The organism is Yersinia alsatica, from assembly GCF_902170305.1.
GTDB lineage: Bacteria > Pseudomonadota > Gammaproteobacteria > Enterobacterales > Enterobacteriaceae > Yersinia > Yersinia alsatica.
In genome coordinates, this window is sequence record NZ_CABHWW010000030.1 from 1 (window position 1) to 12469 (window position 12469).

The following is a 12469-nucleotide window of genomic DNA, read 5'->3' on the forward strand; positions in this document are numbered from 1 at the left end:
TTCTCTGTTCTCTTTGCCGGTCACTTAACTACTTGATTCGTTGTGTGCCGTCTCGATGGATGCGCATTATAGGGAGTTCTGAGCTGCCCGCAACCGCTAATTTCAATTAAAATGACTGTTTGCTGCATTCCACAGCAAAACCCCACCTTATACCCTGTTGTACACAAACTTATCCACAGATTGAATCTGAACTCAAAATTGACGAGCATCGCGCAATCGTTTTCGCTACAATTCCCCGCGTCGAAAAGAGTCACCTTGTTGGCAAAGTTTGGGACGTTATCTGAATCTGTTCTTCTCTTTATAGCGCTATATAGCTAGAAGAGATCCACATAACGCTCTATTGATCGATTGCGAAGAACAATTGCGACTCCAAAGCCAAGGGATAAAACCATGCAACAACGCCGCCCAATCCGCCGTGCTCTACTCAGTGTCTCTGATAAAGCCGGGATCATCGAATTCGCTACTGCACTTTCACAACGTGGTATCGAGTTACTTTCCACTGGCGGGACCGCCCGTCTGCTTGCTGAGGCTGGTCTGCCAGTCACCGAAGTTTCGGACTACACCGGTTTCCCAGAAATGATGGACGGACGCGTTAAGACTTTGCATCCCAAAGTACATGGCGGCATTCTCGGTCGTCGTGGTCAAGATGATGGCATCATGGCCCAACATGACATTCAGCCAATTGATATTGTGGTTGTGAACTTATATCCATTCGCCCAGACGGTAGCCCGCCCTGATTGCTCACTAGAAGATGCGGTAGAGAATATCGATATCGGCGGCCCAACCATGGTGCGCTCAGCGGCTAAGAACCACAAAGATGTCGCCATTGTCGTCAAGAGCAGCGACTACCCGGCTATTATTGCTGAGCTCGATGAGAATGAGGGTTCACTGACTTATCCAACCCGTTTCGACCTGGCGATTAAAGCTTTCGAACACACTGCCGCCTACGACAGCATGATTGCCAACTACTTTGGCGCGCTGGTTCCTCCTTATTATGGCGACACTGAGCAACCTTCTGGCCGCTTCCCTCGGACTCTGAATCTTAACTATATAAAGAAACAAGATATGCGCTACGGTGAGAACAGCCACCAGCATGCCGCCTTCTATATAGAAGAAGATATTAAAGAAGCCTCCGTTGCAACTGCGCAGCAATTGCAAGGTAAGGCCCTCTCTTATAACAACATCGCCGATACCGATGCCGCACTGGAGTGTGTGAAAGAGTTCAGTGAACCCGCTTGTGTGATTGTCAAACATGCCAACCCATGTGGCGTTGCTATCGCTGACTCTCTGTTGGCTGCTTACGATAAAGCTTATAAAACTGACCCGACATCAGCTTTCGGCGGCATTATCGCCTTTAACCGTGAACTCGATGCCGAAACTGCGAGCGCCATTATCAGCCGCCAATTCGTCGAAGTCATTATTGCGCCAGCAGTTAGCGCTGAAGCTTTGGCGCTGTTAGCCGCTAAACAGAATGTTCGCGTTCTGACTTGTGGTCAGTGGCAAGAACGTACCGCCGCGCTGGACTTCAAACGCGTCAATGGTGGTTTGTTGGTGCAAGATCGCGATTTAGGTATGGTAACTGCCGCGGATCTGCGCGTGGTATCCAAACGCCAACCCACCGAGCAAGAGCTGCGTGATGCGCTGTTCTGCTGGAAAGTCGCCAAGTTCGTTAAATCTAACGCGATTGTTTATGCGCGCGACAATATGACGATTGGTATAGGCGCAGGCCAAATGAGCCGCGTGTATTCAGCCAAGATAGCTGGCATCAAAGCGGCAGATGAAGGTTTGGAAGTGGCGGGTTCCGCCATGGCCTCTGATGCTTTCTTCCCGTTCCGTGACGGTATTGATGCCGCAGCAGCCGTGGGTATCACCTGCGTAATCCAGCCTGGTGGCTCAATCCGTGATGACGAAGTTATTGCTGCCGCTGATGAACACGGTATTGCCATGATCTTCACCGACATGCGCCATTTCCGTCATTAATTAAACCTCTTATCTAAGTGGGGTATGCGCTCTGGTGCATAACCCACGGAGTCATCCGAATGAATATTTTGATTATTGGCAATGGCGGGCGCGAGCATGCGCTGGGCTGGAAAGCTGCACAGTCACCTTTGGCGGATAAAATTTATGTCGCGCCAGGTAATGCGGGGACGGCACTGGAGCCTAGGCTAGAAAATGTAGATATCGCCGCTACCGATATCGCGGGTTTGCTGGCTTTTGCTCAGAAGAATGACATTGGCCTGACTATCGTCGGCCCGGAAGCTCCGCTGGTGATTGGTGTCGTTGATGCTTTCCGCGCTGCTGGCCTGACTATCTTTGGCCCAACGCAAGCCGCCGCTCAGTTGGAAGGGTCGAAAGCTTTCACCAAAGACTTCCTGGCTCGCCACCATATCCCAACCGCGTTTTACCAAAACTTCACCGAAGTTGAACCGGCTTTAGCCTATGTTCGCCAGATTGGCGCTCCCATCGTAATTAAAGCGGATGGACTAGCTGCAGGTAAAGGTGTGATTGTCGCCATGACATTAGCAGAGGCAGAAACTGCCGTTCATGACATGCTGGCAGGCAATGCATTTGGTGATGCAGGCCACCGTATTGTGGTGGAAGAATTCCTTGATGGCGAAGAAGCCAGCTTTATCGTGATGGTTGACGGTGAAAACGTGTTGCCGATGGCCACCAGCCAAGACCATAAGCGAGTGGGTGATGGAGATACCGGGCCGAATACTGGCGGCATGGGCGCTTATTCTCCAGCGCCGGTGGTCACTGATGAAGTCCATCAACGCGTCATGGACCAAGTTATCTGGCCAACCGTGCGCGGCATGGCGGCGGAAGGCAATGTTTATACTGGCTTCCTCTATGCGGGTTTGATGATTTCGGCCGATGGGCAACCAAAAGTTATCGAATTCAACTGTCGTTTTGGTGATCCTGAAACCCAGCCCATCATGCTGCGGATGCGTTCAGACTTAGTTGAGCTCTGTCTCGCCGGTGCTCAAGGCAAACTGAATGAGAAAACCTCTGAGTGGGACGAGCGCCCATCACTGGGTGTTGTGTTGGCCGCAGGCGGTTATCCGGCTGATTACCGTCAGGGTGATGTCATTCACGGGCTGCCACAGCAAGAAACCGCTGATGGGAAAGTGTTCCATGCCGGAACCAAGCTAGATAGCCAGAATAATGTTGTGACCAGCGGGGGTCGCGTGTTGTGTGTCACGGCGCTCGGTGCCACCGTCGCTCAAGCACAGCAACATGCCTATCAACTTGCTGAGAATATTCAGTGGGAAGGTGCTTTCTGCCGTAAAGATATTGGCTATCGGGCAATTGCGCGCGGCAAATAACTCGCAATAAAGCTCATGGTCATCACTTTCAAAGGGGCAGTTCACTGTGCCCCTTTATCTTACAAGCTCCCCGCGGTAGGTTCCCAACGGCAGAAGTCCTGATTGGCAACCAACAGTAATTGCTGGCCTTCTGGTGAATCCAACCACGCGATACCCAAAGGTTGGGTGCTATTCTCGCCTCGTTTACTCAGCCATGCTTGTGACTTTTCATCCAGACTCAAACGTAACTTCTTCCCGGCACAGGTCGTCACCACGCCGTCCTGCCAACGCCCTTGAATTAACCTAACGTTTCCGGCGCGCAGCACGCTGCTCAGCTCCAAGGTCCGCTTGGCGTCCAATTGATAAACCGCAATATTATCCGCAGAGAGTTGCTCACGCCGCGTCGCTAGCTGACGCTGCATAAAACTGACCTGACCTTGCTCATCAAAACGCAATTCGACACTTTGTGGCTCACGGCCCAAATCATTGCGCCGGATTTCCCGTAACAGGCCATTTTGATATTCGTAGAAGGTAACGCGGGTATTATCCCCAGAGTAGGGGCTGTAGACGCTCATCAGCACTTGTGGCTGCTGTTGTGCATTATCCTGACGCCATAAACGAACAACACCATTATCGGCGATATATCCGCTGGCACTAAATTGAGGGGTGCCTGACTGGCTGCTACAGGCGCTGAGACCAAAGGCTAAACCGAGGGTCATCAGCACCCGCTGCATAAACAAAAGGGGTTTTGCCACCCCCCCGTTTATTATTTTCACTGACACACTATTATTTAACAGAGTCTTTCAGTGCTTTACCAGCAACAAACGCTGGCACATTAGCTGCAGCAATTTTGATTTCTTTACCGGTTTGTGGGTTGCGGCCAGTGCGCTCATTACGATGGTTTACTTTAAAAGTACCGAAACCAACCAATTGTACTGGATCACCGTCTTTCAGAGATTCGGTAATTGCAGCCAGTGTGGACTCCAAAGCTGCTTTAGCTTGTACTTTGGAAAGGTCCGCTTTGTCCGCGATTACGTCAATCAGTTGAGTCTTATTCATAAGTTATCCTTACAGTGTGTTTATCGTTTGCAAAGCATCGAGTGCGACGGATATGCCGATTGACAGCACTCTCCTGCATACACGCACCGATAGCCACTTTTTTTCGCCCCCCAAATGTAGAACAGACAGGGGGCAGATGTGAAGCCTTAAGACGTGACAAATCAGGCGTTAAATCACGTTTTCTTGCCTTATTGCGTTAAATTTATGCCAATGTTGCTAACAGCCGCTTCCCGCAGGTCAGATCGTAACCCTTTGATCAGATCTAGGTCTCGCTCTTCGCAGTCAGCTAACAGGCGGAAAATCTCCCATTGGATATCCCATTCTTCTTCAATCGCGGGCAAGATTTTCAGTTCTTCATCGGTCATTTCTTTACCGGCCAACGTCATTTCCAGCATTGCAACTGTGCGGATTGACGTTTCGCTGATAGCGATAGCATGTTCCAGAGTTTCGCCACTCAAACGCGAATGAATAGCTTCACTTAATGCAATACAAGCATCGATAGCAGGGTAAACACCGTAGATAGCATAGTCATCAGCGGAAGGAATTGCCTCTTCCAATTTCTCTAACTGGCTATCAAAATTGACCTTAGCGTCTTTTACCACCAATGTTTCCCAGATAAGATCCAGAATACGTCGGTAAACCGCCGGATCACCGAACTCGGTCTCCAGACAAAATTGCTGATAGTTGGGATACATCCGCTCGCACAGGCAAGCCATGAAAGTCAGATGTTGCCAGCTTTCCAGCTTTTCGAGACGTAGATGAATCGGATTACGTATCATGATGAGTTCTCATTATTCATTATCTGCGCGGCAGTGTACCCGAAATTAAATCATATCCCTATGCTTGCCAAGCAAATCAGGATTTTTCCATATCCAACGCTGAAATTGCGGACGGTTTGATGCGATAGCATCCGCCCAACGTGTCGGCTCTGGCAAGCGGTAACCGGCCATACAATGCTGCACCCATTCCAGCGCACTGTTCACACTCACCCGATGACCGGGCGAAATAAACAATGGATTACAGCGGGCTTTACTGCGCCATACCCAGCCAAGTTGCTCATCGCCATCCACCAGCGGCTGTAGTGCTCCATTATCACTGCCCAATGGCTGGAAATGCCCACACAAACGGCTTTTGGCCACACCAATGGTAGGGACATCGACTAACAAACCAAAATGGCTGGCAACCCCTAAACGGCGGGGATGCGCGATACCCTGCCCATCGACAAAAACCAAATCAGGCCGTTGCTGTAACTGCCGCCAGGCGGCTAATAATGCAGGATATTCACGAAAAGAAAGTAAACCGGGGATATACGGCAGTGAAGTTGCTACACGAGCAATCTGATACTCCACTAGCTCGAGCGAAGGGTAGCGTAAGACTGCGATAGCAGCACGGGTAACCTCCCCTTGCTGCTCAAAGCCAACATCCGCCCCAGCAATAAAGCGCACCGAGCTACTAGCAATATCATCTTGAAGACGCACTTCAGATGCCCGTTGCCGCTGTTCTGCCCGTAGCGCTTGAGTATCAACCATCAGTCTAGTCGCTCGCTAACTTATTGATGATACGGTTTGGATAAACGATGCACCGCATTAACAAAAGCACCTGCATGTTCTGGTGGGACATCCTGATGAATACCGTGCCCCAAATTAAAGACATGCCCTTCTCCCCGACCAAAACCGGCCAGAATAGTGTTAACTTCCTGCTCAATACGCGCAGGTGGAGCATAAAGGATGGAAGGGTCCATATTCCCTTGCAGAGCAACTTTGTCGCCCACGCGGCGACGTGCATCAGCGATATCTGTGGTCCAATCCAGCCCCAAAGCATCACAACCGGTAGCCGCCATTGCTTCCAGCCATTGCCCACCGCCTTTGGTGAACAAGGTCACCGGCACCCGCCGCCCGTCGTTTTCGCGGATCAGGCCATCGACGATTTTATGCATGTAATTCAATGAAAATTCAGCATAATCACGCCCTGTCAGCACCCCACCCCACGTATCAAAGATCATCACGGATTGCGCGCCCGCTTTAATTTGAGCATTGAGGTACAAAATGACACTGTCGGCCAGTTTATCCAGCAGCAGGTGCAATGTTTGCGGCTCGGCATACATCATTTTCTTCAGCTTAGTGAAAGCTTTACTGCTCCCGCCCTCGACCATATAGGTCGCTAATGTCCACGGGCTGCCAGAGAAACCAATCAATGGCACGGCTCCTGCCAGCTCACGGCGAATGGTTCTTACCGCGTTCATGACATAGCCCAACTCCTGCTCAGGGTCAGGAATTGGCAGTTTTTCGACATCGGCACGGCAGGTAATAGGAGACTGGAAACGAGGACCTTCACCGGTTTCAAAATAGAGCCCCAATCCCATAGCATCAGGAATGGTCAGAATGTCGGAAAACAGAATCGCCGCATCGAGCGGATAACGACGCAATGGTTGCATCGTCACTTCACAGGCCAATTCAGCATTTTTGCACAGTGACATAAAATCCCCGGCAACAGCGCGAGTGGCTTTATATTCTGGCAAATAGCGGCCTGCCTGGCGCATCATCCACACCGGGGTAACATCTACCGGCTGGCGTAATAAGGCACGCAGATAGCGATCGTTTTTCAACTCATTCATGTGGGGCTCCCTTAGTTATCTGGCGCTATTGTAGCATGCCAGCTTTAGCTGTCCTGCTCGCTGCGACACAATGCCACGGTATCTTCAATCAACCGGCGTGCCACGGTGCCTGGTGGCGGCAATAATGGCAATTGATCATAACGATACCAACCAGCATTCAGCAGCTCCTTAGGATCATGGCGCAGCTCGCCGTGGTCATAATCCGCCATAAACGCCATCATCAGCGAATGCGGGAACGGCCAAGGTTGTGAGGTCACATAACGCAGATTCTTAATGTGGATATTACTTTCTTCCAAAACTTCACGAGAAGCGGCCTGTTCCAACGTTTCGCCGACCTCGACAAACCCAGCCAGCACGGTATTAATACCGCCACGATGACGAACATGCTGCGCCAATAAAATTTCATCACCACGGCGAATGGCAACAATGACGCAAGGCGCGATTTGCGGATAGTAACGTTCACGGCAGTGATTACACAGACAAGCCCACTCGGTACGGCTGGCATGCATTTGATGGCCGCAATAACCACAATAGCGATGAGAGCGATAAAACTCCGCCAATTGCACGCCACGCCCTGCTAATTGGAATAAACCGCGATCCACATCCAGTAATTGCCGCACTGAGCCCATATCGGTAGACATCTGTTGGCGAATAAGCCAAACAGCTTGGCCTTGCCATTCACCAATCTGTCTGGCGGTTGCGCCCTGTAATGACCAATTGGCGGCATTACCTTGCGGCAACTCCCCTTTTGGTAACCATAATTTGTTTTCATGACTGACAATCCACCAGCCACTTTCTTTACCTGTAAGTTGTAGTTCCATATCGTTGTTGCACAACCTCGACTTCACTGGCAATCTAGAATCTGGCTTGTTACATTTCCGTAACCCATATTGACGTATTCTTACTCATGGAGTCGCTCATGCTCAACCGACTGGAAAGCCTGACTCAACGCGTTGGCGGCAGTAATGAATTAATTGATCAATGGCTTCATGCACGTAAAGAACTTTTAGTCTCGTATTGCGCAGTGATCGGTATTAAGCCGCAAAAAGAAAAGCATACCCCGCTTAATGAAAAAGCGCTGGAGAACTTTTGCCATAATCTGGTGGATTATCTCTCCTCAGGACATTTTCATATCTACGATAGAATTATCAAACAGGTAGAAGGTGCATCCAGCCCGAAAATGGCGCTGACGACCAAAGTTTATCCTGCCTTAAAAAATAACACTCAAACTATCATGGCATTCCATGATCGCTATACAAACATTGAGATAGACCAAGATAGTTGCACCGAGTTTCAACAGGCTTTATCCGATATCGGCGAAGCACTCGATGCCCGTTTCAGGCTAGAAGATCAATTAATTCAGTGGGCTGCCGAGTCATGGCAAGCCGCTCAGCCAGCAGATAAAGAAGGATTGGCGAATTAACTCAATTCTGTAAGTGTAATTTTTATTAAGCCTCGAATACCCAAAGAACTTGGAATTGCAGGTAGGCGGCAAGTGAATGAACCCCGATGAGCTTACACAGGTAAGTGATTCGGGTGAATAAACGTAGCTAACACCCCTGCAATTTCAAGTAAGAAGGGTATATACTCAAGGCTCTTGTCGGAGTGCCTAGCGCGTGCTTTTTTATTAAAGCAATGCACAGGCTGAGACCGTTAATTCGGGATCCGCGGAACCTGATCGGGTTAATACCCGCGAAGGGAACAAGAGTAATTTATCGCTACAGGCCCGTCTTCCCCTTACAGGTGGCTGCCGGTCACTGGCCAACATCGTTACTCCCGCCAAGCTCCAGACAAGCAATTTTCCCTATAAACCACACTGGTAGGAATTTGCTATGTCTAATAATACAACTCAAAACTCATCACTCCCGCGTAAAGCTATACCCCGGAAACAAGTGCGCGAAGAGGCGCAACAATTCATCGATACCCTGCAAGGGGTGACTTTCCCTAACTCGCAACGAATATATCTGCAAGGTTCACGGCCCGATATTCAAGTCCCGATGCGTGAAATCCAACTCAGCCCGACATTGATCGGCGGCAGCAAAGACACGCCAAGTTATGAAGATAACGAAGCTATTCCGGTTTATGACACCTCCGGCCCTTATGGCGACCCGAGCGCCAAACTGGATGTCCATGCCGGTTTACCCAAATTGCGTGATAGCTGGATAGCCGACCGTCAGGATACCGAGGCACTGACGACCCTCAGCTCTGGCTTTACCCAGCAACGTTTGGCTGATGAAGGTTTGGATCATTTGCGTTTTGAGCATCTCCCACGCGCTAAAAAAGCGATTGATGGTAAATGTGTTACGCAATTGCATTACGCCAGAGCCGGTAAAGTGACGCCGGAGATGGAATTTATCGCCCTACGAGAAAATATGGGCCGTGAGCGGATTCGCGGTGAAGTATTACTCCACCAGCATCCGGGGCAAGCCTTTGGTGCTAACTTGCCGGAAAACATCACGCCGGAGTTTGTTCGCCAAGAAGTGGCCGCCGGTCGTGCGATTATCCCTGCCAATATTAACCACCCTGAATCTGAACCCATGATTATTGGCCGCAACTTTCTGGTGAAAGTGAACGCCAACATCGGTAACTCCGCCGTGACGTCCTCTATTGAAGAAGAAGTGGAAAAGCTGGTGTGGTCTACCCGCTGGGGCGCAGATACCGTGATGGATTTGTCCACCGGCCGCTATATTCATGAAACTCGTGAATGGATTTTGCGTAACAGCCCGGTCCCTATCGGCACGGTTCCTATCTATCAGGCGCTGGAAAAAGTTAATGGCGTGGCTGAAAACCTAACATGGGAAATATTCCGCGACACGTTATTAGAGCAGGCCGAACAAGGGGTTGATTACTTTACTATTCATGCTGGCGTGCTGCTGCGTTACGTACCGATGACAGCCAAACGACTGACCGGAATTGTTTCCCGGGGCGGGTCTATTATGGCGAAATGGTGCCTTTCCCATCATCAGGAAAATTTCCTCTACCAGCACTTCCGCGAGATTTGCCAAATTTGCGCAGCCTATGACGTTTCATTATCTCTGGGTGATGGTTTGCGCCCTGGTTCTATTCAGGACGCCAATGATGAAGCCCAATTCGCTGAGCTACATACCTTGGGGGAATTGACCAAAATTGCCTGGGAATATGACGTACAGGTGATGATTGAAGGCCCGGGCCATGTGCCGATGCAGATGATTCGCCGCAATATGACCGAAGAGTTGGAGCATTGTCACGAAGCGCCGTTTTATACCTTAGGCCCATTGACCACGGATATTGCCCCCGGCTATGACCACTTCACCTCGGGTATTGGGGCCGCCATGATTGGTTGGTTTGGTTGCGCCATGTTGTGCTATGTCACTCCCAAAGAGCATCTTGGCCTGCCCAATAAAGATGATGTGAAGCAAGGGCTTATCACTTATAAAATTGCGGCCCATGCGGCGGATCTGGCGAAAGGCCACCCCGGTGCACAGATCCGCGATAATGCCATGTCAAAAGCGCGCTTCGAATTCCGCTGGGAAGATCAGTTCAATTTGGCACTCGATCCAGAAACCGCCCGGGCTTATCACGATGAAACCCTGCCGCAAGAGTCAGGAAAAGTAGCTCACTTCTGCTCAATGTGTGGGCCGAAATTCTGCTCCATGAAGATTTCACAAGAAGTGCGTGACTATGCCGCTAAACAAGAACTGGCGGCCGCGCAAGAGACAACGGCTCAGCCAATAGCGGTTTTGCAATCCGGTATGGAGCAGATGTCGGCCGAGTTCCGCTCCCGTGGCAGTGAGCTGTACCACAGCCCAGCGAATCTGAAAACGGAGGCAAATAATGAATCCGTCTGATCATGCTTCATTTTCTGCTGAGCAAGGTTTCCCGGCGACCAAACAGCGCCTTGGGTTGTACCCAGTGGTCGATTCATTGCTGTGGATAGAGCGGCTGCTGGCCGTGGGCGTGACCACCATCCAATTGCGTATTAAAGATTTAGCGGATGCACAGGTCGAACAAGATATTGCTGCTGCCATTGAGTTGGGCAAACGCTATCAGGCGCGCTTATTTATCAATGACTATTGGCGGTTGGCGATTAAGCATGGCGCTTATGGTGTTCATCTGGGGCAGGAAGATCTGGAAACCACTGATTTAGCGGCTATTCAACAGGCCGGATTACGGCTGGGTGTTTCCACCCACGATGAGCATGAGCTGGCGATCGCCAAGGCTGTGCAGCCTTCCTATATCGCCATGGGGCATATCTTCCCAACCCAGACCAAGCAGATGCCGTCATCCCCTCAGGGGCTGGCGGTTCTTAAACAAATGGTTGATAACACCCCTGATTACCCCACCGTCGCTATCGGTGGCATCAGTATCGCGCGCGTCCCTGCGGTATTGGCAACCGGCGTCGGCAGTGTGGCAGTGGTCAGTGCTATTACTCAAGCTGATGATTGGCAGCAAGCAACTGCGCAATTGCTGCACCTGATTGAGGGCAAGGAGCTGAGCGATGATCAACAAGCATGAGCTAAGTGACAGTGAATTCTTGCGCTACAGCCGCCAATTGTTACTGGAAGATATTGGCCCTGAAGGCCAATTGAAGCTGAAAAGTGCCAGCGTATTGATTGTCGGGCTGGGTGGTCTGGGCTCTCCTGCGGCCCTTTATCTGGCGGCAGCGGGCGTTGGGCGGTTATTACTAGCTGACGATGACCAGCTCGAACTGACTAATTTACAGCGCCAAATTCTGTATCGCACTACGGATATCAGCCCTACTCCAGTTCGCACTTCGCCCACATCTTTTAGCCAAAATAAAGCCCGATTGGCGCAACACCACCTGCAAAGTCTCAATCCACTGATTGAAGCTATCGCCTTTGATACGCGACTCGCGGGAGAAGCATTGATTGATGCCGTCGCTGGGGTCGATTTAGTGCTTGATTGTAGCGACAACATGGAGACCCGCCATCAGGTGAATGCAGCTTGCATCAAAGCGCATAAGCCATTGATTAGCGGCAGTGCGGTTGGGTTCAGTGGGCAGTTGCTGGTGATTGAGCCGCCCTATTCCCATGGTTGCTATGCCTGTCTTTATCCAGACAAAGAGCTGCCACAGCGAAACTGCCGTACCGCTGGTGTATTGGGGCCAGTCGTGGGGGTGATTGGTACTTTGCAAGCACTCGAAGCCATCAAAATGTTGGCGGGGCTTCCTTCGCCATTGAGTGGCAAGCTGCGGTTATTCGATGGTAAGCAGCAGAGCTGGAGCACCCTACAACTCACGCGGGCGGCACATTGCCCTGCCTGTGGAGGTGGATTGTGACGACAAACTCCATGCTCATTATGCTCAATGACCAGCCGTTAGAGGTGGAGGCCAATATCACCGCTGACAAGCTGCTCAATCAGTTAAATCGCCACCAGCCGGGTACGGCACTGGCGATTAATCAGGTCATCATCCCCCGCATTGACTGGGAAAAGTATCAGTTGCGCGCCGGAGATAACATTTTGCTTTTCCAAGCGATTGCTGGGGGCTGAC

13 protein-coding genes and 1 riboswitch are annotated in these 12469 nt (G+C 50.7%); of the genes, 7 read left to right on the top strand and 6 right to left on the bottom strand.

Features of this window, described 5'->3' with window-relative positions; genetic code table 11:
• Window positions 1–390 precede the first annotated feature (390 nt).
• The gene (gene purH, locus FTA96_RS18925) at window positions 391–1980 is read left to right on the top strand and encodes a bifunctional phosphoribosylaminoimidazolecarboxamide formyltransferase/IMP cyclohydrolase (protein ID WP_050124083.1); all 1590 of its coding nucleotides are present in this window, start codon (window positions 391–393) and stop codon (window positions 1978–1980) included.
• A gap of 59 nt (window positions 1981–2039) precedes the next feature.
• Window positions 2040–3326, top strand: coding sequence for a phosphoribosylamine--glycine ligase (gene purD / locus FTA96_RS18930; protein ID WP_050111006.1), 1287 nt, complete (start codon window positions 2040–2042; stop codon window positions 3324–3326).
• Between the two features lie 59 nt (window positions 3327–3385).
• On the opposite strand, the gene FTA96_RS18935 is transcribed toward purD, so the two are convergent.
• The 6 genes from FTA96_RS18935 to nudC all read right to left on the bottom strand — a co-directional run bounded on the left by FTA96_RS18935 (window position 3386) and on the right by nudC (window position 7799).
• The gene (locus tag FTA96_RS18935; RefSeq protein ID WP_050136540.1) at window positions 3386–4039 is read right to left on the bottom strand and encodes a DUF1481 domain-containing protein; all 654 of its coding nucleotides are present in this window, start codon (window positions 4037–4039) and stop codon (window positions 3386–3388) included.
• 52 nt (window positions 4040–4091) lie between these two features.
• The gene (gene hupA, locus FTA96_RS18940; RefSeq protein WP_050111008.1) at window positions 4092–4364 is read right to left on the bottom strand and encodes a nucleoid-associated protein HU-alpha; all 273 of its coding nucleotides are present in this window, start codon (window positions 4362–4364) and stop codon (window positions 4092–4094) included.
• A gap of 188 nt (window positions 4365–4552) precedes the next feature.
• Window positions 4553–5143, bottom strand: a complete 591-nt coding sequence (locus FTA96_RS18945) for a YjaG family protein (protein ID WP_005166074.1) — start codon at window positions 5141–5143, stop codon at window positions 4553–4555.
• A gap of 45 nt (window positions 5144–5188) precedes the next feature.
• Window positions 5189–5893: a deoxyribonuclease V gene (gene nfi / locus FTA96_RS18950; protein ID WP_050124085.1), complete on the bottom strand. Its 705-nt coding sequence runs from the start codon at window positions 5891–5893 to the stop codon at window positions 5189–5191.
• 20 nt (window positions 5894–5913) lie between these two features.
• Window positions 5914–6978 (bottom strand): uroporphyrinogen decarboxylase, encoded by a 1065-nt coding sequence (gene hemE / locus FTA96_RS18955; protein ID WP_050124086.1) that lies wholly within the window; start codon window positions 6976–6978, stop codon window positions 5914–5916.
• Window positions 6979–7022: 44 nt separating this feature from the next.
• The gene (gene nudC / locus FTA96_RS18960; RefSeq protein ID WP_050111011.1) at window positions 7023–7799 is read right to left on the bottom strand and encodes an NAD(+) diphosphatase; all 777 of its coding nucleotides are present in this window, start codon (window positions 7797–7799) and stop codon (window positions 7023–7025) included.
• Between the two features lie 98 nt (window positions 7800–7897).
• On the opposite strand from nudC, the gene FTA96_RS18965 reads away from it, so the two are divergent.
• The 5 genes from FTA96_RS18965 to thiS all read left to right on the top strand — a co-directional run bounded on the left by FTA96_RS18965 (window position 7898) and on the right by thiS (window position 12468).
• Window positions 7898–8401: an Rsd/AlgQ family anti-sigma factor gene (locus FTA96_RS18965; protein ID WP_050111012.1), complete on the top strand. Its 504-nt coding sequence runs from the start codon at window positions 7898–7900 to the stop codon at window positions 8399–8401.
• A 168-nt stretch (window positions 8402–8569) separates the two neighbouring features.
• Window positions 8570–8696, top strand: a riboswitch (TPP riboswitch).
• Window positions 8697–8810: 114 nt separating this feature from the next.
• Window positions 8811–10805 carry a phosphomethylpyrimidine synthase ThiC gene (thiC, locus tag FTA96_RS18970; RefSeq protein ID WP_145574580.1) on the top strand — a complete coding sequence of 665 codons (1995 nt, stop codon included), beginning with the start codon at window positions 8811–8813 and terminating at the stop codon, window positions 10803–10805.
• Window positions 10792–11472, top strand: coding sequence for a thiamine phosphate synthase (thiE, locus tag FTA96_RS18975; protein WP_050111014.1), 681 nt, complete (start codon window positions 10792–10794; stop codon window positions 11470–11472). Before thiC ends, thiE begins: the two co-directional genes overlap by 14 nt.
• Window positions 11456–12256, top strand: a complete 801-nt coding sequence (locus FTA96_RS18980; RefSeq protein WP_050124089.1) for a HesA/MoeB/ThiF family protein — start codon at window positions 11456–11458, stop codon at window positions 12254–12256. Before thiE ends, FTA96_RS18980 begins: the two co-directional genes overlap by 17 nt.
• Before the next feature lie 11 nt (window positions 12257–12267).
• On the top strand, window positions 12268–12468 hold the full coding sequence (gene thiS, locus FTA96_RS18985) for a sulfur carrier protein ThiS (protein ID WP_375541948.1): 201 nt from the start codon (window positions 12268–12270) through the stop codon (window positions 12466–12468).
• Window position 12469 lies beyond the last annotated feature (1 nt).